The sequence below is a fragment of the Ralstonia pickettii genome (assembly GCF_030582395.1).
In the GTDB taxonomy this organism is placed as follows: domain Bacteria; phylum Pseudomonadota; class Gammaproteobacteria; order Burkholderiales; family Burkholderiaceae; genus Ralstonia; species Ralstonia pickettii_D.
This window is the reverse complement of sequence record NZ_CP104381.1, coordinates 503469-525550: the sequence shown is the minus strand read 5'-3', so window position 1 is coordinate 525550 and position 22082 is coordinate 503469. Positions and strand designations below refer to the sequence as shown.

The 22082-nt window shown below is 64.5% G+C and carries 22 protein-coding genes; 8 read left to right on the top strand and 14 right to left on the bottom strand.

What is annotated here, in order from left to right:
* Window positions 1-37: 37 nt before the first annotated feature.
* Both dacB and mobB read left to right on the top strand, forming a co-directional pair.
* Window positions 38-1576 carry a D-alanyl-D-alanine carboxypeptidase/D-alanyl-D-alanine endopeptidase gene (gene dacB, locus N5B55_RS02470; protein WP_304539022.1) on the top strand — a complete coding sequence of 513 codons (1539 nt, stop codon included), beginning with the start codon at window positions 38-40 and terminating at the stop codon, window positions 1574-1576.
* Entirely contained in the window at window positions 1573-2100 is a 528-nt protein-coding gene (gene mobB, locus N5B55_RS02465; RefSeq protein WP_304539021.1) for a molybdopterin-guanine dinucleotide biosynthesis protein B, read from the top strand. Before dacB ends, mobB begins: the two co-directional genes overlap by 4 nt.
* Before the next feature lie 351 nt (window positions 2101-2451).
* Here the strand turns inward: mobB and N5B55_RS02460 are convergent, their stop codons facing one another.
* From N5B55_RS02460 to N5B55_RS02410, 11 genes are all read right to left on the bottom strand, one after another.
* The gene (locus tag N5B55_RS02460; RefSeq protein ID WP_065856831.1) at window positions 2452-3498 is read right to left on the bottom strand and encodes an SGNH/GDSL hydrolase family protein; all 1047 of its coding nucleotides are present in this window, start codon (window positions 3496-3498) and stop codon (window positions 2452-2454) included.
* A gap of 145 nt (window positions 3499-3643) precedes the next feature.
* Complete coding sequence (locus N5B55_RS02455; RefSeq protein WP_304539019.1) at window positions 3644-4657, bottom strand: L-threonylcarbamoyladenylate synthase; 1014 nt, start codon at window positions 4655-4657, stop codon at window positions 3644-3646.
* A 12-nt stretch (window positions 4658-4669) separates the two neighbouring features.
* Window positions 4670-5905, bottom strand: a complete 1236-nt coding sequence (locus N5B55_RS02450) for a 5-(carboxyamino)imidazole ribonucleotide synthase (protein WP_009239031.1) — start codon at window positions 5903-5905, stop codon at window positions 4670-4672.
* A 19-nt stretch (window positions 5906-5924) separates the two neighbouring features.
* The gene (gene purE / locus N5B55_RS02445; RefSeq protein ID WP_154206404.1) at window positions 5925-6434 is read right to left on the bottom strand and encodes a 5-(carboxyamino)imidazole ribonucleotide mutase; all 510 of its coding nucleotides are present in this window, start codon (window positions 6432-6434) and stop codon (window positions 5925-5927) included.
* A gap of 15 nt (window positions 6435-6449) precedes the next feature.
* Entirely contained in the window at window positions 6450-7373 is a 924-nt protein-coding gene (locus tag N5B55_RS02440; protein ID WP_065856825.1) for a phosphoribosylaminoimidazolesuccinocarboxamide synthase, read from the bottom strand.
* Window positions 7374-7510: 137 nt separating this feature from the next.
* Window positions 7511-8575 carry a class II fructose-bisphosphate aldolase gene (fba, locus tag N5B55_RS02435; RefSeq protein ID WP_065856823.1) on the bottom strand — a complete coding sequence of 355 codons (1065 nt, stop codon included), beginning with the start codon at window positions 8573-8575 and terminating at the stop codon, window positions 7511-7513.
* 87 nt (window positions 8576-8662) lie between these two features.
* Window positions 8663-10102, bottom strand: a complete 1440-nt coding sequence (gene pyk / locus N5B55_RS02430; RefSeq protein WP_027678120.1) for a pyruvate kinase — start codon at window positions 10100-10102, stop codon at window positions 8663-8665.
* Window positions 10103-10151: 49 nt separating this feature from the next.
* Window positions 10152-11363 (bottom strand): phosphoglycerate kinase, encoded by a 1212-nt coding sequence (locus tag N5B55_RS02425; protein ID WP_304539018.1) that lies wholly within the window; start codon window positions 11361-11363, stop codon window positions 10152-10154.
* A gap of 119 nt (window positions 11364-11482) precedes the next feature.
* Entirely contained in the window at window positions 11483-12379 is an 897-nt protein-coding gene (gene rarD / locus N5B55_RS02420; RefSeq protein ID WP_154206401.1) for an EamA family transporter RarD, read from the bottom strand.
* Between the two features lie 2 nt (window positions 12380-12381).
* The gene (locus tag N5B55_RS02415) at window positions 12382-12705 is read right to left on the bottom strand and encodes an AzlD domain-containing protein (RefSeq protein WP_009239038.1); all 324 of its coding nucleotides are present in this window, start codon (window positions 12703-12705) and stop codon (window positions 12382-12384) included.
* Complete coding sequence (locus N5B55_RS02410) at window positions 12702-13496, bottom strand: AzlC family ABC transporter permease (protein WP_009239039.1); 795 nt, start codon at window positions 13494-13496, stop codon at window positions 12702-12704. Before N5B55_RS02410 ends, N5B55_RS02415 begins: the two co-directional genes overlap by 4 nt.
* A 327-nt stretch (window positions 13497-13823) precedes the next feature.
* Between N5B55_RS02410 and N5B55_RS02405 the strand changes: the two genes are divergently transcribed.
* The 5 genes from N5B55_RS02405 to N5B55_RS02385 are packed head-to-tail and all read left to right on the top strand — an operon-like array spanning window position 13824 to window position 17256.
* Complete coding sequence (locus N5B55_RS02405; protein ID WP_009239040.1) at window positions 13824-14021, top strand: zinc-finger domain-containing protein; 198 nt, start codon at window positions 13824-13826, stop codon at window positions 14019-14021.
* Window positions 14022-14070: 49 nt separating this feature from the next.
* Window positions 14071-15096, top strand: coding sequence for a lipopolysaccharide heptosyltransferase II (waaF, locus tag N5B55_RS02400; RefSeq protein ID WP_304539017.1), 1026 nt, complete (start codon window positions 14071-14073; stop codon window positions 15094-15096).
* Window positions 15097-15121: 25 nt separating this feature from the next.
* The gene (locus N5B55_RS02395) at window positions 15122-15562 is read left to right on the top strand and encodes a YybH family protein (protein WP_009239042.1); all 441 of its coding nucleotides are present in this window, start codon (window positions 15122-15124) and stop codon (window positions 15560-15562) included.
* A 34-nt stretch (window positions 15563-15596) separates the two neighbouring features.
* The gene (locus tag N5B55_RS02390) at window positions 15597-16673 is read left to right on the top strand and encodes a YheT family hydrolase (protein ID WP_304539015.1); all 1077 of its coding nucleotides are present in this window, start codon (window positions 15597-15599) and stop codon (window positions 16671-16673) included.
* Window positions 16666-17256 (top strand): DUF2946 family protein, encoded by a 591-nt coding sequence (locus N5B55_RS02385; RefSeq protein WP_304539014.1) that lies wholly within the window; start codon window positions 16666-16668, stop codon window positions 17254-17256. The genes N5B55_RS02390 and N5B55_RS02385 overlap by 8 nt, the downstream gene beginning before the upstream one ends.
* An 11-nt stretch (window positions 17257-17267) precedes the next feature.
* Here N5B55_RS02385 and N5B55_RS02380 read toward each other — a convergent pair whose 3' ends face one another.
* Window positions 17268-18971, bottom strand: coding sequence for a beta-barrel assembly-enhancing protease (locus N5B55_RS02380; RefSeq protein ID WP_304539013.1), 1704 nt, complete (start codon window positions 18969-18971; stop codon window positions 17268-17270).
* Between the two features lie 105 nt (window positions 18972-19076).
* Here N5B55_RS02380 and moaC point away from each other — a divergent pair, with 105 nt between their 5' ends.
* Entirely contained in the window at window positions 19077-19553 is a 477-nt protein-coding gene (gene moaC, locus N5B55_RS02375; RefSeq protein WP_304539012.1) for a cyclic pyranopterin monophosphate synthase MoaC, read from the top strand.
* A 45-nt stretch (window positions 19554-19598) separates the two neighbouring features.
* Here moaC and N5B55_RS02370 read toward each other — a convergent pair whose 3' ends face one another.
* Both N5B55_RS02370 and N5B55_RS02365 read right to left on the bottom strand, forming a co-directional pair.
* The gene (locus N5B55_RS02370; protein WP_304539011.1) at window positions 19599-20081 is read right to left on the bottom strand and encodes a pilin; all 483 of its coding nucleotides are present in this window, start codon (window positions 20079-20081) and stop codon (window positions 19599-19601) included.
* Window positions 20082-20252: 171 nt separating this feature from the next.
* Window positions 20253-21986: a PglL family O-oligosaccharyltransferase gene (locus tag N5B55_RS02365; RefSeq protein ID WP_304539010.1), complete on the bottom strand. Its 1734-nt coding sequence runs from the start codon at window positions 21984-21986 to the stop codon at window positions 20253-20255.
* Between the last annotated feature and the right edge of the window lie 96 nt (window positions 21987-22082).

Sequence of the window (22082 nt, the reverse complement as noted above, 5' to 3'; positions counted from 1 at the left end):
CTTGGCGCACGTGTGCGCCCCCACCCTGCCCCCGCCGATGGCCCGAATCCGTCCGACCCGCCTACTGAATCTGTCGCGCAGCGCCCTCGCCTGCGCCTTGCTCCTGACCCTTGGTGCGACGCCGCTGGCCCATGCCAAGAAGGCCAAGGCTCACGCGGCGCCGCGCACCACCGCTGCACAGGCACGCCAGGCGGCGCAGAACCCCGCTGGCTTGCCTGCCAACGTGGCGCTGGCCTTTGCGCGCGCGCATATCCCGCTGGATGCCGTGAGTGTGTTCGTGATCCGCACCGGCACCGCCACGCCCATCCTGCAATGGAATGCCGACGCTGGAATGAACCCGGCGTCGACCATGAAACTGCTGACCACGTTCGCCGGGCTGGATTTGCTTGGCCCGGACTTTCGCTGGAAGACCACGGCCTATGCCGACAGTGCTCCGGTCAACGGCACGCTGAACGGCAACCTGTACCTGCGTGGCCAGGGCGATCCAAAGCTGATTCCCGAAGAACTCGTCAAGCTGGTGAGCGACGTGCGCCGCGCAGGCGTGGATGAACTGGCCGGCAATATCGTGCTGGATCGCACCTATTTCGAGGGCGGTCTGTCGGAAGCCCCGCCGCTGGACGGTGACAGCGCGCGTGCCTACAACGTCGCGCCCGATGCGCTGCTGTATTCCTTCAAGACGCTCACGTTCACGCTCTCGCCGGATGCCGGCAACGGCGCGGTCAACATCGATGTATCGCCGCCGCTGGCGCAGTTGCAGATCGACAACCAGTTGCGCACCACGCGTGGAGGCTGCGGGGACTGGCAGTCCGCCTCGCGGGCCAACATCTCCACGCAGACCGACGGCCATGTCATCGCCAGCTTCGGCGGCCGCTATGCCGCGGCGTGCGGCGAACGCGTCTTCAATATCGCCGCGCTCACGCATGCCGACTTCATCTGGGGTGGCTTCCTGGCGCTATGGCAGCAGGCCGGTGGCACGACGCGTTTCACGCCGGGCTTGCGCGAAGGCAAGGTACCGCGTCAGGCTGTTCTGCTGGCCACCCATTACGGCCCGCCGCTGTCGGAAGTCGTGCACGACATCGACAAATATTCGAACAACGTGATGGCGCGCCAGCTCTTCCTCACCATCGGCGCGGAAATCGGGCGCAAGCCCGCATCGGTGCGGCAATCGACCGAGGTCATCAACCGATGGCTCGCCAAACAGAACCTGACGATGCCGGAGCTGGTGCTGGAGAATGGCTCCGGCCTGTCGCGCATCGAGCGCATCAGCGCGCGCAACATGGGGCGCCTGCTGCAGCAAGCTGATGCCAATCCGAACGGCGGCGTGCTGCGCGATGCGCTGCCTGTCGTCGGCGTGGACGGCACCATGCGCAACAGGCTCACGCGCGCCGGTGTGGCCGGCAATGCCGAGATCAAGACCGGCACACTCAACGGCGTGCGCGCCATCGCCGGGTATGTGGAAGGCGAAGACGGCCAGCGCTTCGTGGTGGTCAGCATGATCAACCACCCGAACGCCAGCGGCGGCCAAGCCGCGCACGATGCACTGCTGCAATGGATCTACCAGGGCGCGCAGCGATGATTTCACGCAAGGCATTGCTTGGCATCACCGGCACGTCGGGCAGCGGCAAGACCACGCTCGTCGAACAGCTCATCACGCGCTTCGTACGCGACGGGCGGCGCGTCGCAGCCATCAAGCACACGCATCACGGTTTCGATCTCGATTCGCCCGGCAAGGATTCGCACCGCATGCGCGAAGCCGGCAGCGCCGAAGTCGTGCTCGTGGGCGGCGAGCGGCTCGTGCTGATGCGTGAATACGCCAACGCGCTGGAACCTGAACTGGACGACGTGCTGGCGCTGCTCTCGCCCGCCACCGACCTCGTCATCGTTGAAGGCTACAAGCGCAGCACGTTTCCGAAGATTGAAGTCTTCCGCCCTTCGCTCGGCCGCCAGCCGCTTTGGCCGGAAATTGGCGGCGTAGTGGCGGTGGCCACCGATTCGCCTGCCGCCGTGCGACCACCCGAAGGCGTGGCCGTGCTGGATCTGAACGACGTCGATGCGGTGTACCGGTTTGCCATACAGCAACTGGCCAACGCCTCCATATGAAGCACTTTTAACATCCGGGCAAGGCAGCTTGGCTATGATGGGGCAATTGCGTTTTTCGCCAGCCCCCTCCTAACAACAAGCTTTCCCGTCGATCGGCCGCGCTGCTTGGCGCGGCATTTTTTTGCCCGGCGCTGCCAGTCGCTCAGCGCGACTCTGTCGCCCCGAATGCGCCCTTGGGCGCGGCGCGCAGGTGCGCCAGTTCGTGCGCGTTGACCCTGCAACCCGGTGCGCGCCGTCCAACATACGCTATCGCCTGGCAGTGATCTTGCCACCGGCTAACGCCAAGTCGACGCCATCGCTACAAACAAAAACGCCCGCTTCGCGCGGGCGTTGTGTCTCGGTGAGGCTCGATCAGTGCGTCACACCGTCCGCCAGCAGCCGTTGCAGCACGTTGCTGGAGATCAGGCGATGGCCGCCCGTGGTGGGGTGCACCCCGTCGGCGAACAGGTAGGACGTGTCTGCACCTGCGGTCACCAACGTGTTGGCGGAGCAGAACAGCGAGCTGCCGCCGGCACCCGGCACGAGTGCGTTGATCTTGGTCGCATCGCAAGCCGGCACACTGGTATTGCTGAAGCCGAACATCGCCCCGTTCTGAATCACGGCCGTCAATTGCGAATTGAAGTCGATCACACGGGCACCGGTACCGGCAAGCCCCGCCTGCAGCGTGGTATTGAACGCGCCCACCAGCGCGTGCAACAGCGCCTGGCCTGCGGCACCGCCCGCCACGCCTTGCGGCGTCAGGCTGCTGTCGGGCAGGTTGAACACATAGAGTTGCGTCGCGTTCTTGCTGATCATGTCTTTGACGTAACCGACCAGTTCAGTCGCCGCCTGCTGCACCTGTGCGGTCGCGATGGCGGGCGTCACACCCGAATTCGGTGTCGCCACGGCCGCGGCCCAGTAGAAGATGTCGTTGTTGCCACCAAAGACGAACACCACGTCGTTATTGCCATTGAACGTGTTGTTGCTGGCCGCGTAGAAGTTGGCAAGCTGCTGTTTGACCGGATACGTCAACGCCCCGGCACCACCGTTGTGGCCGATACCGTTCGGGTCGGTCACGCGCGAGCCACCTTGCGCATAGTCGAAGCAGCCGGGTTTCGGGCAGGCTTGCACCGAGTTGGCGTAGCCCATCACGGCGGGCGTGAGCGCCACACCGAGCTGCGCCGCCACCGTTTCCGCCCAGACCGGGCCGGGGTTGGTGGTGAACTTGCCGCCGCCTGCGGCCGCCGCTGCCGGTGTGTAGGTGCCGGCATCACTCAGGCTGTCGCCGAACACCACCATGCGCTGGACCTTCGCAACGTTGGGGTTGCCGCTCTGATCGCTTTCACCGCCGCCGCAAGCGGCCAGGCCCAAGGCCAGGGTCGCCGAGGCGACGACGCCCATCCATTGACGCAACTTCATGATGTCTGTCTCCCGTGTGGAATTTTTATGATCTGTGGTGCCGCGGTGCGTAACCTCGCCGTGCGCGTTTGAAGCACGCGGAACGACACAACGCCCAAGTGTAGCGAGGTTGCCGGGCGCACGGCGAACGCCTGGCCCGTAAGAATTAGAGGTCCGTCTCGAACGCGGCGGCCGCGCGACGCAGGCGGTCGTTGACCGCAGCCCAGGCGGGCGTATCGGCTAGGGTTTCCACCCAGATGGCGTCATAACCGCCGCGGTCGAGTTCGCGCAACAGCGCGTAGAGCGCGTTGGCATAGGCGGCGGGTGTGGCGGGTGCGACGCGCTGGTCGCAGCCGTCACGCAGCGCCACGGGGGCACCGAGCCACACGACGCGTTTGTCTGCAGGCAGTGCGGCCAGGCGTGCGGGCACGTCGGCGGCCGATAGCAGATACAACGGCGTGCGCGGCGCGTAATGCGCCTTCAGCGTGCCCGAAGCGCGCGGCGCAGCAGCATCGGGAAGCGCCGGCAGTTCGCCGGTCACGCGCTCGATGTCTTCAGGCGTGATGGCGCCCGGACGCAGCAGCACGGGGCCAATGCCCTGCTCCAGCCGCGAGAGATCGATGATGGTCGATTCGATGCCCACGTCCACGCCGTCACCTTCGAGCACGAAGACCGCATCGCCAAACTCGTCCCGCACGTGCTGCGCGGTGGTCGGGCTGACCTGGCCGAACTTGTTGGCCGACGGCGCCGCAATGCCGCCGCGTCCGCGCTTGAAGCGCGAGAGCAGCGCCTGTGCTACCGGGTGCGACGGACAACGCAGCCCGATGCTGTCCTGCCCACCTGCCACGGCGGCCGGAATGTGCGGCGCACGTTTCAGGATCAGCGTCAGCGGTCCCGGCCAGAAGGCTTCGATGAGCTGCAGCGCGATGCCGGGCACCTCGTCGGTCCAATACGAAATGTCGGCGCCATCCACCACGTGCACGATCACGGGGTGATTGGCGGGCCGGCCCTTGGCCGCGTAGATCTTGGCGATGGCCTGCGGGTTTTCGGCATCGGCGCCCAGCCCATACACGGTCTCGGTCGGAAACGCGACCAGCTCGCCGGCCTCCAGCCTGCGCGCGGCCTCATCGAGGCGCTCGGCAGAAGGCATCGTGTAGGGCGTTTTGGTCCGATGCGGCATGGGCGACTCGCTTTATTCCGGCTGCAGGCCCAGCACGTGCGCGGCATGGCGGAACGCTTCGTCCACCACTTCAGCAGAAGTGCCCACGCAGTTCACGTGGCCCATCTTGCGGCCCGGCCGGGCGTCGGCCTTGCCATACAGATGCACCTTCGCACCGCTGTGGCCCATCACTTCGTGCCACGCGGGCGTACGTTCCAGGCCGTATTCAAACCACACGTCGCCCAGCACATTGAGCATGCGCCCCGGCGAATGCTGCCGCGTGCTGCCCAGCGGCAAGCGGGCCATGGCGCGCACCTGTTGCTCGAACTGGCTCGTCTCGCACACATCCATGGTGATGTGGCCGGAATTGTGCGGACGCGGCGCCATTTCGTTGGCAACCAGCGAGCCGTCCTGCAGCACGAAGAACTCGATGCAAAGCACGCCGACGTAGCCCATCTCTTCGGCGATCATCGCGGCGGCGGCGCGCGTGCGCGTAGCAATGTCGTCCGACACGCTGCGCGACGGCATGATTGTCGAAAACAGGATGCCGTCACGGTGCACGTTTTCTGCCAGCGGCCAGGTGGCCGTGCTGCCATCGGCACCACGGGCGGCCAATACAGAGACTTCGTAGGCCAACGGCAGCATCTTTTCCAGCACGCACGGCACGTGCTGCATGGCGCCCCAGGCGGCCCGCAGCTCTTCAACCGTCGAAACACGCGCCTGGCCCTTGCCGTCGTAACCCATGCGGGCAATCTTCAGGATGCCGGGCAGCAGGTCGGCGGGCAGTTGTTCGATATCGGCTTCGTGCTCGATCACCCAGCTCGGTGCCGGGTGGATGCCGGTGCGGGCGGCGCACAGCGCGAAGAATTTCTTCTCGGCGATGCGGTTCTGGGCGATGGAGACGCAGTTGGCACGCGGCGCAACGAACGCGCCGAGTTGCTCCAGGCGGTCGAGCGCCTGCGCCGGCACGTTCTCGAACTCGGTGGTGACGGCCGGGCACAGCGCGGCCATCTCGGCCAGCGCAGCTTCATCGGTGTAGCCCGCGCACAGGTGGCGCTCGGCGATGGTGCCGGCGGGGCTGTTCGGATCCGGATCGAGCACGCAGACCTTGTAGCCCATGGCCTGCGCGGCGTGCGTGAACATGCGGCCGAGCTGGCCGCCGCCGAGCATGCCAAGCCAGGCATCGGGCAGGATCGCGTTGGGAACGTTCAGCGCGCGGGATTCCGCGGTGTGGGCTTGCGCCAGGCGCGGGTTCAGGTCGTCGGCCATGAATCGGGTCGTAGGTTACTTAGGCGCCGTGCACAGGGAGCGTCATGCCGCGTGCGACTTCGGTCTGCTGGGCGCGGAAGGCTTCGAGCTTGTCGGCAAGCGCCGAATCGGTGGTGGCGAGGGTGGCGATGGCCGCCAGCGCTGCGTTGGCGGCACCGGCTTCACCAATCGCGAACGTCGACACCGGAATGCCCTTGGGCATCTGCACGATGGAAAGCAGCGAGTCTTCCCCACGCAGATACTTTGACGGCACCGGCACGCCGAACACCGGCACGATCGTCTTGGCGGCGATCATGCCCGGCAGGTGCGCTGCCCCGCCGGCGCCAGCGATGATGGCGCGCAGACCCCGGCCGCGTGCGGCTTCGGCGTAGCGAAACATGTCGTCCGGCATGCGGTGCGCCGAAACAACCTGCGCTTCGAACGGAATGCCGAACTGCGTGAGGATGTCGACGGCATGGCGCATGACTTCCCAGTCGGAGCTGGAGCCCATCACCACGCCAACGAGCGGAGCGGATTGCTGTGCGGTCATTGTCATCGCTCCGGTTTATCGCAGGGACTCGCCGGTGAGGCGGGTCAGTGCTTCGCGATACTTTTCGGCTGTCTTTTCGATCACGTCGGCGGGCAGTTGCGGCGCCGGCGCGGTCTTCGGCCACGGCTTGCCGTCGATACGCACGGCTTCGAGCCAGTCGCGCACGAACTGCTTGTCGAACGACGGCGGGTTGGTGCCAACCTGGTACGAATCGGCGGGCCAGAAGCGCGACGAATCTGCGGTGAGCGCTTCATCCATCAGCGTGAGCGTGCCGTTCTCATCCAGACCGAATTCGAACTTGGTGTCAGCGATGATGATGCCGCGCGTGGCGGCAAAGTCGGACGCTTCCTTGTACAGGCGGATGCTCACGTCGCGGATCTGCGCGGCAAGGTCCGGGCCGATGCGGCGCTCGACTTCATCGAACGAGATGTTCTCGTCGTGCTCGCCCATCTCGGCCTTGGCGGCGGGGGTGAAGATCGGCTCGGGCAGCTTCTGCGCGTTCTGCAGGCCGGGGGCCAGATGCACGCCGCAGACGGCGCCCGTAGCCTGGTAATCCTTCCAGCCGCTGCCGGCCAGGTAGCCGCGCACCACCGCTTCGACCAGGATCGGTTTCAGGCGCTTCACCACGATGGCGCGGCCCCGCACTTGGTCGACTTCATTCGGAGCCACCACGGTTTCCGGGGCGATGCCGGTTTCGTGCGTCGGCACGATGTGGCGCAGCTTGTTGAACCAGAAATCCGACATCTGCGCGAGCACGCGGCCCTTGTCCGGAATCGGCTGGCCGAGAATCACGTCAAACGCCGACAGGCGATCGGTGGTGACCATCAGCAGCTTGTCGTCGCCGACAGCGTAGTTTTCGCGCACCTTGCCGCGGCCGAGCAACGGCAGGCTGGTGATCGACGATTCGTAAAGGGCGGAGGATGCGGGGGTGGCGGACACGGCGGAACCCGAGATGAGATAAGAAAACGTGGAAGGCCAGCATTATACGTGGCCCATGGGGTGGCCGATGAAGTGGCCCACGCAATGCAAAACGGCTGGCGCAGTGCCAGCCGTTTGCTAGATGTGACGCGAAATGCTTATTGCACCACTTGCGCCAGATCGCCGCTTTGGTACTTCTGCGCCATCACAGACAGGCTAATGGGCTTGATCTTGCCGGCCTGACCTTCGCAGCCGAACTCGATGTAACGTGCCTTGCAAACTTGCTTGGCGGCTTCGCGGGCGGGCTTGAGCCATTCGCGGGCGTCGAACTTGTCCGGATTTTCGGCCAGGAACTTGCGCACCGCGCCCGTCATTGCCAGGCGGATGTCGGTGTCGATGTTGATCTTGCGCACGCCGTACTTGATGGCTTCCTGGATTTCTTCGACGGGCACGCCGTAGGTTTCTTTGATCTTGCCGCCGTACTGGTTGATGATGGCCAGCAGTTCTTGCGGCACGCTCGACGAGCCGTGCATCACCAGGTGGGTATTCGGGATGCGGGCGTGGATTTCCTTCACGCGGCTGATCGCCAGGATGTCGCCCGTGGGCTTGCGCGAAAACTTGTAGGCGCCGTGGCTGGTACCGATGGCGATGGCCAGCGCGTCAAGCTGGGTGGCCTTGACGAACTGCGCCGCTTCTTCCGGATCGGTCAGCAGGGCCGAGTGGTCGAGCTTGCCCTCGGCGCCAATGCCGTCTTCCTCGCCGGCCATGCCGGTTTCCAGCGAACCCAGACAGCCCAGTTCGCCTTCAACCGTCACACCAACCTTGTGGGCCATCTCGACCACGCGGCGCGTCACGTCGACGTTGTAGTCGAAATCAGCCGGCGTCTTGCCGTCTTCGCGCAGCGAGCCGTCCATCATCACCGAGCCGAAGCCCAGGTCGATGGCGCCTTGGCAGATGGCCGGGCTTTGGCCGTGATCCTGGTGCATGACCAGCGGGATCTCCGGATAAGCCTCGACAGCGGCCTGGATCAGGTGCTTGATGAACGATTCGCCGGCGTATTTGCGGGCGCCCGCGCTGGCTTGCAGGATGACGGGTGCGCCGGCTTCCTTGGCGGCTTCCATCACGGCCTGGACTTGTTCCAGGTTGTTCACGTTGAATGCCGGCAGGCCGTAGCCGTTTTCAGCGGCGTGGTCCAGCAGTTGGCGCATCGAGACGAGTGGCATGGTTTTCTCCTATGGATCGATCTGTATTCGGTCTCAGGAACGCGTGGGCATCTGAACTACGTAGCAAACGGCGTTCCGTCGTGGGCGTCAGTGCATGCCGACGCGAACAATCTTGAGCGTATTGGTGCCGCCGGCCTGGCCCATCGGCTCGCCGACGGTGAGGACGATGAAGTCGCCACGCTGCACGACGCCGCGCGCGACCAGCAGTTCTTCGGCCTGGTGCAGCGCTTCGTCGCGGTCCGTGCTGTTGGCCAGCGGCAGCGACTGCACGTTGCGGTACAGGGCCATCTTGCGCTGCGATGCCACGTTGGGTGTCATCGCATAAATGGGAATGTTGATGCCGTGGCGGCTCATCCACAGCGCCGTCGCGCCAGAATCGGTGAGCGCGGCAATCGCCTTGACCTGCAGGTGGTGCGCCGTGAACAGCGCGCCCATGGCAATCGACTGGTCGATACGGCTGAAGGTCTGGTCGAGGAAGTCCGCATCCAGATGCACGGTTTGCGACTTCTCGGCTTCCACGCAGATGGCAGCCATGGCTTCGATGGTCTCGACCGGGTAGCGGCCGGCGGCGGTTTCCGCCGACAGCATCACCGCATCGGTGCCGTCGAGCACGGCGTTGGCAACGTCCGACACCTCGGCGCGCGTCGGCACCGGGTTGACGATCATCGATTCCATCATCTGCGTGGCGGTGATGGCCAGCTTGTTGGTTTCGCGGGCCAGCTTGATCATGCGCTTCTGCAGCGCCGGCACGGCTGCGTTGCCCACTTCCACGGCCAGATCGCCGCGCGCGACCATGATGCCGTCGGACGCAGCGAGGATCTCTTCGAGCACGCCCGGACGGATGGCCTCGGCACGCTCGATCTTGGCGATCATGCGGGTCTTGTGGTTATGCGGCGCACCGGCCACGGCAGCCAGTTGGCGGGCCATCTCCATGTCGGTCGCGTTCTTGGGGAAGCTGACCGCGACGTAATCGGCGCCGAGGGCCATCGCGGTCTTGATGTCTTCCATGTCCTTGGCCGTCAGCGCCGGCGCCGACAACCCGCCGCCCTGGCGGTTGATGCCCTTGTTGTTGGAGAGATCGCCGCCGATCTTGACGATGGTCTCGATCTCTTCACCCACCACGCGCTCGACCTGAAGCACGATCAGGCCGTCGTTGAGCAGCAGCAAATCACCGGGGCCGACGTCGCGCGGCAGTTCCTTGTAGTCGAGACCGACGCGCTCCTGGTTGCCCAGCTCGCAGCGGGCATCCAGTGTGAAGCGATCACCCGGCTCGAGCGTAATCTTGCCGTTCTCGAACTTGCCGACCCGGATCTTCGGGCCCTGCAGGTCGGCCATGATGGCCACCTCGCGGCCGACCGAACGCGCCACTTCGCGCACGAGCTGCGCGCGATCGATGTGGTCTTGCGCCGCGCCGTGCGAGAAGTTCAGCCGCACCACGTCGACCCCCGCGGCAATCATGCGGGTCAGGACTTCCTGCGTGCTGGACGCGGGGCCGAGCGTTGCGACGATCTTGGTAGCGCGGGTCATGGGCGGCGGTGTCTCGTTGTTGTGGCGGGGATGTTGGAGGCGCTTGCGCTCAGGCCACAGCGGCCTGGTTCTGCGCGCGTTGTTCCAGGATTTCGACGGCCGGCAGCGTCTTGCCTTCCAGGAATTCCAGGAACGCACCGCCGCCAGTGGAGATATAGCCCACCTTGTCGGCGATGTTGTACTTGGCGATGGCAGCCAGCGTGTCGCCGCCGCCGGCAATCGAGAAACCCGACGAGGCAGCAATCGCCTCGGCCAGCACCTTGGTGCCATTGCCGAACTGGTCGAATTCGAACACGCCGACCGGACCGTTCCAGACGATGGTGCCGGCGCTCTTCAGTTGTTCGGCCAGTTGCGCAGCCGTCTTCGGGCCGATGTCGAGGATCATGTCGTCGTCGGCCACATCGGCCACGTCCTTGACGGTAGCGACCGCGGTGGCGCTGAATTCCTTGGCGCACACCACGTCGACGGGGATGGGCACCGACGCGCCGCGTGCGGCCAACATCTCGATGATGGACTTGGCATCGCCCACGAGGTCGGCTTCCGCCAGCGATATGCCAATCTTCAGGCCGGCAGCGAGCATGAACGTGTTGGCAATGCCGCCGCCGACGATCAGGTTGTCCACCTTGTCAGCCAGCGACTTCAGGATGGTCAGCTTGGTCGACACCTTCGAGCCGGCCACAATGGCCACCAGCGGACGTGCCGGCTGGCCCAGCGCCTTGCCCAGCGCATCCAGCTCGGCGGCCAGCAGCGGGCCGGCGCAAGCGACTGGGGCAAATTTGGCGATGCCGTGCGTGGTGGCTTCCGCGCGGTGGGCGGTGCCGAAGGCGTCGTTGACATAGACGTCGCACAGCTTGGCCATTTTCTGGGCCAGTTCGTCGCTGTTCTTCTTCTCACCCTTGTTCACGCGGCAGTTTTCCAGCAGCACGACCTGGCCGGGCGCGACATCCACGCCATCCACCCAGTTCTGGACGAGTTTCACGTCACGGCCGAGCAGTTCGGACAGACGCTTGGCAACCGGCGCCAGCGAATCTTCCGGTTTGAATTCGCCCTCGGTCGGGCGGCCCAGGTGGGAGGTCACCATGACCGCGGCACCAGCGTCCAGCGCGGCTTTGACGGCCGGCACGGAAGCGCGGATGCGCGTGTCTTCGGTGATGTTGCCGGCATCGTCTTGCGGCACGTTGAGGTCGGCGCGGATGAACACGCGCTTACCGGCAAGCTTTCCTTCGGAGATGAGATCGGACAGACGCAGGACGTGAGGCATGGCAGCTTCGGAAGAAATCGCGGAAAGCGGCGATTTTACCCGATGCGCCTGGTCAAAACGTGCGTTTCTCGGCGGAATCCTCCGGCCTCGGCCGTCTTGCCGAGGCCGATCGGCGGGGGCTATACCGGCAGCGGCGTGCGACGGCGCAGCTGCACCCAGCTTTCAGCCGAATACACGGCCAGACCTGCCCAGATCAGCACATAGCCCGCCACCTTCGGCCCCGCAAACGGCTCGTTGTAGAGCCACACCCCCAGCAGCAACTGCAGCGTCGGGCTCACGTATTGCAGCAAACCCAGCAGCGACAGCGGAATGCGTCTCGCGCCAGCGCCGAACAGCAACAGCGGCAGCGCCGTCAATGGGCCAGCCAGCGCCAGCAGCATCTGCATGCCCGGCGATGCGGCCAGGAAGGCGTTCTGATGCTGCGAAGCCAGCCAGCCGAGGTAGGCCAGCGCCAGCGGAAACAGCAGCAAGGTCTCCAGCGTCAGCCCTTCCAGCGCGCCCAGCGGCGAAGTCTTGCGCAACAAACCGTAGAACCCAAACGAAAACGCCAGCGCCAAGGCGATCCACGGCAGCGTGCCAGCCTGCCACGTCAGCCATGCCACGCCCGCGGCGGCCAGCGCCACTGAAACCCACTGCACCGGCCGCAGCCGCTCGCCGAGCACCAGCGCAGCCAGCATCACCACCACGAGCGGGTTGATGAAATATCCGAGGCTGGCTTCGAGCACATGATCGTGGTTGACGGCCCAGATATAGGTCAGCCAGTTGGCGGCCAACAGGCTGGTGCTGGCCGCGTAGCGCCCCACGACACGCGGCTGCGTGCGCAGCGCCCATAGCCACGCCCAGTGCCGCTTTACGAGCAGAATCACCACCATGACCGCCAATGACCAGATCACCCGGTGCGAGAGAATCTCGATCGGCGACACCGCCTTGAGCAGCTTGAAGTACAGCGGAAAGAGGCCCCACATGGTGTAGGCCAGAAACGCGAAGATCACGCCGTTGCGGTTGGAACCCGACATGTTCATCCCCAGAGACGCAGCACGGTAAAAACGCCCATGCCGACGAAGATCATGCCGAGCATGCGCCGCGTGGCAACGTAAAACGCGGTGGCAGCAATGCCGGCCATCAGGCGCGGGTTGGTCCAGCTTGCATCGAAGTGGCCCTGGTTCCAGAGCAGATCGGGCAAGACGATGGCGACGAGTGCGGCAGCCGGCGCGAAGCGCAACGCGTGCTGTACGCGGGTGGGCAGCGTCATGCGATCGCCCACGATCAGGAACAACGAGCGCGTGACGATCGTCACCACCGTCATGCCGGCAATGACCAGCCAGATTTCGAGCGCGCTCATGCATCGTCCTCGTCAGTTGCAGGCTGGGAGGCGCGGCGGCGCTGCCACTGCAAACGCGCCGCAGCTTCGTCTGCGGCCAGACCGGCGGCCATCGCGCCAGTGACGGCAAGCACGAGGCTCAATCGATACGGCAGCTTGAAGGCAACCAGCGCCAGCACCGCCGCCACAGCCACCGCCATGAGCGTGGCCCGGCTACGAATGGTCGACACCATGACGGGAATCAGCGCAAGCGTCCCGGCCAGCGCCAAGCCCCACGCATCGGGAAACAGGCTCGCCGCAACGATGCCTAGGATGGACGACACCTGCCAGCCAACGAAGCTCAGCAGGACCATGCCCCAGTAGTAGCCTTCCTTGCCCGCCTGCGGGGCCGCCGAAGGGTACTGCTGGGTAAACAACACGAACGGCAGATCACCGTTGAACACGCCCAGGACCACGCGGCGCATGAACGGCAGGTGCCCGAAATGCTGCATCAGCCCGGCGCTGAAGATGATGAAGCGCACATTCACGATGAACGCCGTCAACAGCACCGTCCAGATCGGCAAGCCCGCTGCCAGCAGCGGCAGCACCGCCAGCTGCGACGATCCCGCATACACAAAGATCGTCATGCCGATTGCCTGCGGGATGGTCAGCACCGATTTGCTCATCGCCACGCCGGTCACCAAGCCCCAGGCCAGCACCGGCGGCATCGACGGCATGTAGGCACGCACGCCGGCAAAGAAACCCGCACGTTCGGCCGGATCGATCGCCTCCCAGCGACGCTGCAATGCCGCCGCCCAGCGGACTAGCGCCATGGCGCCCCCAAAAGTGGCGAATAGACTTCTTTTTGATGAGCCGGGCAAGGGCAGCCGGCAACGCGGGCGCGCAGGAACGTCGGGGGCGACATGGGTGGCTCGTAGGAAACAGACGATTATACTTTTGATGTTAAGCGTTCGCTTAACGGCCATGCGCCCCGGCCCCAGCGATTGCGTGATTCATGCCGGGCGCCACGCACTGCAACAATCGGCGTTGGCGCGCCTGCGCCCACCCCTTACAATTTCGCCTTTGTCGGTTTTTGAACCTGCAGCCCATATCAGGGCGCGGCTGACCCGTTCAGACCGCGCCGGCACTCCTCACTGACCATGACCACGCAAACCGCAACCTCGATCGAAATCGGCGCAGACGACCTGCCGCTGCATTGCCCGACCGCCAAAACGCCGGCCTGGAACTATCACCCGCGCGTGTTCCTCGACATCGCCGACACCGGCGAAGCCAAGTGCCCGTACTGCGGCACCGTCTACAAGCTGGCTCCCGGCGTTGAACTGAAGGGCCACCATTGAGCCCGATTCACCTGCAGTACCCCGGTCGCCGCACGCGCCTGGCGATTCGATGATGCGCAAGATCCTCGTCGTCGCCCCCAACTGGATCGGTGATGCGCTGATGGCGCAACCGCTGTTCGCGCAGCTCAAGGCGCGGCACCCGCGCGCGCAGATTCACGCGATCGCCCCGAAATGGGTGGCGCCCGTGCTCGCGCGCATGCCGGAAATCGCACGCGTGCTGCCGACTGATCTCGCCCACGGCAAGCTGCAGCTCGGCAGCCGCACGATGTTTGCGCAGCAGCTCAAGGGCGAAACCTTCGATGCAGCGTACGTGCTGCCGAACTCGTTCAAGAGCGCGCTGATCCCGTGGCTGGCAGGCATTCCGCTGCGCATCGGCTACAAGGGCGAGTCGCGCCTGGGCGTGCTGAACGTGCGCTACCCGAATCCGCCCAAGAACGCGCGTCCGCCGATGGTGCAGCACTACGTGGCGCTGGCGTTCAAACCCCACGCCAAGCTGCCCGACACCCTGCCCGATCCGAAGCTCGACGTTGATGTGCAGCGCGTGGCCGCTACCTCGGCCAAGTTCGGCATTCCGGGCAACGCGCGGCTGATTGCCTTCTGCCCCGGGGCGGAATACGGCCCGGCCAAGCGCTGGCCGGCCGAGCATTTCGCAGAGCTGGCGCAGATGCTGCGCCGCTCGTTCCCGTACGCGCAGATCGTTGCGCTGGGTTCGGGCAAGGACCGCGAGATGGCCAACGCCATCGTCGAGCGCGCACCGTTCGTGCGCAACCTGTGCGGCGAGACCTCGCTGGATGAGGCGATCGAACTGCTCGCCCGCGCCGAGGCCGCCATCTGCAACGACTCCGGCCTGATGCACGTGACGGCTGCCCTGGGACGCCCGCAGGTGGCCGTATTCGGTTCCAGCGACCCCCGCCACACGCCGCCGCTGTCGCCCGCTGCGAGTATCATGTGGCTCCATCTGGAGTGCAGCCCGTGCTTTGCGCGCGAATGCCCGCTGGGCCACTTGCGCTGCCTGCGCGACATCGGCCCCGAGATGGTGTTTCATGAATTGCGCCGACTGCTGCAGCCGCAGTAATACGCTCTCCTTAACATCCACCGCCATGCCACGATTTGCCCGCCTGTTCGAAGCCGCCGAGGACATCCTCGAAGCCTATCGCGATGCGCTCAAGCGCCGCGATGCCGATGGCGCGCTCAAGCTGTGGCTCGACGAGGATTCGGTGAGCTTCATCCTGCCCGACGGCCAGCGCCTGCACGGCCACGAGCAGCTGCGCGGCTGCCTCGATGCGCTGGTCGAGAAGAATCCGGTCTGGATCGAATGCCTCTCGCAGCAGGTGCATTCGTCGCTGGGGGTCTCGATTTTCGAAGCCACGGAAGCGCTGCGCTTTTCGGCCACCGCCACCGAGGCCGATCTGTACGTCCACACGACCTACGTGCTGATGCAGAACCACGAAGGCTGGCGCATCGCCCATGTGCATTCCAGCCAGGCCGCCGAGGAACGCGTGGCCGCCTCCATCGCCAGCGTCACGCACTCTCTGCACTAAGCTGCCGCGCTGGGCGTGGCCGCCGTCTCTTTCGATGACCCATCCGTCTCGCCACGCCACTCCCCTTGAATTGAATCTGAGCGCCCTGCTTGCAGGGCCGTTCGAGCCGCACGCGTTCCGTTCGCCGTGGTGGCTGATCGGCGGCAATGCGCAGACGATCGTGCCCGCGCGCCTGTGGCGCTTTCCGCGCATTGCGTATCGGCGCGAACGCTGGGACACGCCCGACCACGACTTCATCGACCTCGACTGGACCACGCACGAGACCGACGCGCACGCGCCGCTCGTCGTCATGTTCCACGGTCTGGAGGGCGATTCACGCAGCCATTACGCGCGGCTGCTGATGGACGCGTTGCGCGGCCGCCGCTGGCTGGGCGTCATTCCGCACTTTCGCGGGTGCTCGGGCGAGATGAACCTCGCGCCGCGCATGTACCACTGCGGCGATGGCGCCGAGATCGCGTGGATCCTCGAACGCCTGTATCGGACGGTTTGCCATCCGCAGGGCCGCAAGCTCCTTGTCGTCGGCATCTCGCTGGGCGGCAACGCGCTGCTGCGCTACCTGGGCGAACACGGCGCCGATGCCCGCTACGTGACGGCGGCTGCGACGGTCTCCGCACCGCTGGACATGCGGGCCGGCGGCGCAGCGTTGTCCAAGGGCTTCAACATGGTCTACACGCGCATGTTCCTGCGCACGCTCAAAGCCAAGGCCAATGCAAAGCTCGATCAACATCCTGGCCTGTACGACCGTGCCGCCATGATGGCCACGCGCACGTTGGGGCAGTTCGACAACCTCGTCACCGCGCCGCTGCACGGTTTTCGCGACGTGCTGGACTACTGGACGCGCGCCTCGTCGAAGCCCGTGCTGCGTGACGTGCGGGTGCCGGCGCTGGTACTAAACGCACGCAACGATCCGTTCCTGCCCGGACAGCATCTGCCCGGCGTGGCCGAGGTGTCACCCGACATCACGCTGGACCAGCCGCTGCACGGCGGCCACGTCGGCTTCCTGCTGCGCCATGGAAAGACGGGCCGCGTCGATTGGATGCCTGCACGCGTCCTGCGCTTTTTCGATGATGTGCTGGGCCGCCAAGCCAACGCGGAGGATGCGCATGGATGACATCGTCCGCCAGGCCATGGCCAAGTGGCCGAACGTGCCGAATTGCTTTGGCTGGCTGGCGTTGGATCGGCGCGGCCAATGGCGCATGCGCAACGAATATGCGCAGGCCAACAAACTGTCCGGCGAGCCGATTCGCCACACAGCGCTCCTCGATTTCATCGTGCGCAACTACGCGCATGACGATGCCGGACGCTGGTTCTTCCAGAACGGGCCACAGCGCGTGTTTGTCGAACTCGATTACACACCCTGGGTGGCGCGGCTGTCAGCCGGTGGCGCGCCGCCAGCGTTCACGACGACCACAGGGGCTGCGTTCTCACCGACCGGCTGTTTTGTCGACGAACAAGGCAGCGTGCTGCTCTCGGGTTACGTGGGCGGATACGAAGCAGAGGAAACCGTCGCCCTGCTGCACGATCATGACTTGGAGCCGTTTTCTTCGTTGGCCCACTGGCACGGAGAGGCGTGCGGAGCCGCGCTGGGAACGCTGACGCTGGGTGACCGGACATTCGACATTGAGCCGATTGCGCGCGCGGAAGTGGCAAAGCGCTATGGCTTCGTTGCACGGCCAGCGGAATACCCGCGATAGGCCCACCGGCCCTACTTTGGCAGCGCCTTGTCTTCCGCCTTCTCTTCGCGGTATTGCCGCTCCATCTGGTGCAAGCGCGCGTCGACTTCGGATAGCGTGTAGAAATCTGCATCCCCCGCATCGCGGGCGAGCTTCAGCTGCTCCACAGCCGATCCCCACGCCCCATCCCGCGCGTATTTCTCCGCCAGCGCGCGATGCTGCTCAACACGCTTGCCCTTGTCGGCGTAGGCACGGGCGAGCATCTCCCACCAGATCGGCTGGGCAGTGTCTTCGCGGGTCTTGTCTTTCAGGTACGGAATCGCGTCATCGGTCCGGCCGGCAGATAGCAGCGTTTGCGCATAAGTGATGCCCACCGCGCGCGACAGCGGATACGCACCGAGCGCCGCGCGTGCCAACGTCAGCGCCTCGGGCGCACGGTTACGCGCGCGTGCCAGTTCGATGGCCGTGACGTCCAGCTCGACGCTGCCCGACGTGATGCCGGGAATGTTGCCGTACAGGCGTCGCGCTTCCTGCAGCGCTTGTTCAGCGTCATCCAGCCGCCCCGCCATCTGATTGGCAACTGCCACGCCGTACCACAAGGCCGCGCGCTTCTCCACCGGCGCATCCGGCGCCGACGACAATTGCGAGCGCATCGCGTTGCGCACGTCGATATAGCCGCTCGTCGACGTTTCCTGCAGCACGCGCGCACGCACCTTCGCAAAACCAAATTCCGGGCGGCGCGGTTGGCGCGGATGCGGCAGGCCACGCGCGCGGTCTTCCATGTCGGCGATGCGCTCGCCGGTCAGCGGGTGGGTGCGCGCATAGCCGGGAATCACGCCCGTATCGGCAATGTTCGTGACGCGCTGCAGACGACGGAAGAAGTCCGGCATGCCGTCCGGGTTGTAGCCCGCGGCCGTGAGCAGCGTGAAACCGACGCGGTCGGCCTCGCGCTCCGCGCCACGCGAGAACGCGAGCTGGTTCGACACCGCCGCCGCTTGCCCGCCCATCGCGAGGGCCTGCGCGGCGTCCCCGCTCTTGGTAGCCGCCAGACCCGCCAGCAGGATCGACGCCAGCGCAATCCACATCGACTCGCCCGATTTATCGATACCGCGCGCAATATGCCGCTGCAGCACGTGACCGATTTCGTGGCCGAGCACCGAGGCCAGCTCTGATTCGCTCTCGGTCGCGACCAACGTACCGGTGTTCACGCCGATGTAGCCGCCCGGCAACGCAAACGCGTTGATGCCCGGGTCCCGCACCGCAAACAACTCAAAGCTCGACGCGGAGGTACTGCCCGCCACATGCTGACGGCGCGCCGCTTCGATCAGCTTGTAGCCGATGGTATTGAGGTAGTCGGTGATCAGCGGATCGGGCACGAAATCCGGATCGCGGCGGATCTGGCGCATCACGCGGTCACCCAGGCGTCGCTCCATCTCGGGCGACAGCGACGCCGTCGACGGATCGCCCATATCGGGCAACTCGTACGTTGGCGCGTCGATGACGGTCGGCTCCTTCGGCAAATACGGCGACTGCCGGCCGATCTGCACGCTGCGGATCAGGTTGCTCTGCACCTGATCCGCTGCCGCGGCAGAACCCAGCCCCGCGTTGACAGAAGCCGTCGGCGCGGACGCCGCCACCTGCGCCAGCACAGGCAACGGCAGGGGCGCCAGCCACGTCGACAACAACACAGCAGCCGTCAGCTTGCGGACGCGCGGCCGAAAAAGGGAAAGCGTCATACGGAAAGCACGAGGAGCGGAATCAGCGCGGCACCATCGCCACAAGCCGGGTGCTTGCTATCATAAAACGCTTCGTCCCATGCCCCGCAAAACGCGCTATCACTCATGTCGCAACTCACCCACTTCGATTCCGCCGGACAAGCCCATATGGTCGACGTCGGCGACAAGGCCGTCACGCACCGCGTGGCCGTAGCCACCGGCACGATCCGCATGCTGCCCGAGACGTTTGCGCTGGTGCGCGATGGCACCGCCAAGAAAGGCGATGTGCTGGGGATTGCGCGCGTTGCGGCGATTCAAGGCTCCAAGCGGACTTCGGATTTGATTCCGTTGTGTCATCCGTTGGCGTTGACGAAGGTGGCGGTGGAGTTTTCCTTGGATGAGGCATCACACACCGTCCGCTGTACGGTTCGGGCGGAGACGCGTGGGCAGACGGGCGTGGAGATGGAAGCGATAACCGCCGTGCAGGTTGGCCTGCTCACCATCTACGACATGTGTAAGGCTGTGGATCGGGGGATGGTGATTGGGGATGTGCGGCTATTGGAAAAGCATGGGGGGAAGTCGGGGGATTGGGTGGCCGCCTGAAATGAAAAAAGAAGAGCGCTGATCGAGCGCTCTTTTCTTACCGTATTAAGTTTCCGCGTTTTCTGCTGGAGACACCCCGGTCTTCGATTTGCTGCACGGCTGAGGGCCTACGCCAGCGAGAATCCATGTAAGCACATTTGCGTTGGTTGCACTGTCGGGAGTAGCAGTGACCGTGCAGCTACCGACACCCGCCGTTCCTACCATGCTAATGACGCCCTTGGCACCCAGGGTTACCGTAGCATTTGCGGGAGCTGGAAGTTTTGCATAGCCTGTTTCCGCCTTTAGCTGGTCTGCGGTATCGCATGTTCCAGCAATCGTGCCGCCATTTTTCTGAGCGCACTCTGCAATTGCCAGCTTCAAGGGTTGGATCTGTATATACACTTCCGCCCACTTTGAACGCGTCACGTAGTCTTGATACTGCGGGACAGCCACAGCGGCCAAGATGCCAATGATCGCAACGACAATCATCAGCTCGATGAGGGTGAAGCCTTGGTAGCGCCGAACGTTGGGTCGACATTGATGTCGCATAGATTTCTCCACAATTATGATTTCACTTCACTCGTAAATTCGGAAGCAAAGCGAGATTAGTGGACAATCCAGCTTGTTTGATATCAGACAATCAATTTTTACGAGTTTTCAATCCACCCGCCCAAAATAAATCGCCTGATTAAATTCAGAAAATTTACATTGAATCTTCGTTCAATCGGCGTTAGGGTGCAGCACTTCAGATTTCAAACGCGAACAAAATGTCTTTAAGACATCCAGGTTGCGTTGACAGGTCTGACCCAGCAAAGCGCTTTGCGAAGCAAAGTCCGTCCAATAGTGATTGTGAAGACGCCTGACCTGAATGACGGCTTCTTCAGTCCTACCTTCAAAAGCAAGCGCCAGTGCATACCGCTGGATCGTTGAGGACGCGGGGTAGAACTGCACCGCCTGCCGCTCGAGCTTTATCAGCGAGGGCGCAGTTTGTTCGGTGACGGATGCGTTCATGGCCGTGACCAGTGTTGCGTAAGGGGTGAGCAACACAGGGCTGCCTGGGTGCCCTGTCGAGTCGATACGCGCGCCCGGCACGAAATAGAGTCGTTCGAGCACACGATAATCCGCCCACAGACGGACAAGAAGCACCGCCCCCAAAACAACGATCACCCCCGAGAAACCCCAGGCGACAGGCGGCGAAGGGAACCGCAACGTCTTGCTGTCGAGCAAGCCGAGAACGAAGGCAAACGGAAACAGAAAAAATACGTAGTGAAGCGGGTACTCTAGCAGGGAGTGCACAACCATAACGGCAATCACGGCCGACAGGAATGCCACCTCCGGAGACCGCAGTCGCTTAGGTAGATCAAGCGCCCACCACACAACCGGAACCAACACCGCCAGCAAACCGGCCACGCCCGCCTTTGCCAATAGGTCTAGCACGATGTTGTGTGCATTCATCGACATCTCGACCTGGCCGAGCGTGTCGGTTTGCACATATTGATTCCAGGCGTAATCGCCCCACCCTCCGCCAAGCCACGGGTGCGCGAGGAAGATGTGCCAAGCATGCTTCCAGAGCAGTGGACGCAGGCCGACGCCCTCATGCATGCGCTGCCCCATGGAGCCCGGCAAGTCGAGCGCCCAGGCGCCGTTGGCGAGCGCGATCAACGAGCCCCAGCTTTGGTACGCCAGCGCAAGCAACAGCGCGGGGCCGCAGAGCGCAAGCCATCGAATCGGCCAAGCACGCCCCCGTGCTTCTGCTGCAAGCGGTATGCCGGCCAACAGCCCAACCACCGCAATATGGATCCAGGTCACGCGCGAGAACGTCAATGCCATGCCCAGCAGCAAGACGAGCACGGCGAGTGTCAGCAAACCCAGCCACTTCCGGTGGCGCTGCCTCAGAAAGAGACATGCCGCCAATCCAAACGCGAGATAGGTACCGACGTGATTCGGTTGATTCAGATTGCCCCACATGCGCCGTGCGCTGCCCGTCGGCGTCATCGAAAAGAAAGTCTCCGGCAGGTTCGGCACGCGAAATACTTGCACCAACTCAATCGATACTGTCAGCAAACCACCGAGGGTTACGGCAACCGCAAGGCCATCCAATACACCCGGCACATCGCGGCACCGCGCGCCTAACCCGCAGATCACGGCAGCCGCCAGCAACGCCGTGATGGCTCCGGAAGAGAAGAACGGATTGAGCGGTGGCGCAATCGCCAGTTGGAGGGTCAATACCGCAATCAACGCCAGTGGCGCAAGCGCGGCTCTCGGCAGGCCAACGGCTTGGCCCCACGTGGCGCCCAACGCCGCCACTCCCAGCGTGATCCAGCATGCGGCAGCCACCCACTCGGAATAGAACGTGGGGATGGGATAGGTATGTGGGGCGACCAGGAACGGGATCACCCAGCACGCCCCCAAGGCGAGCCAGACGGGCAGCAGCAAAACGGAGGATCGGCGCATCGGTGAGTAGGACTGGGGAGATGCTGGAAACGAAAAGAGCGCCCGAGGGCGCTCTTGCTAGGCGGGCTAGTTTAGCTTAGGGGCCGTTCGCCACAC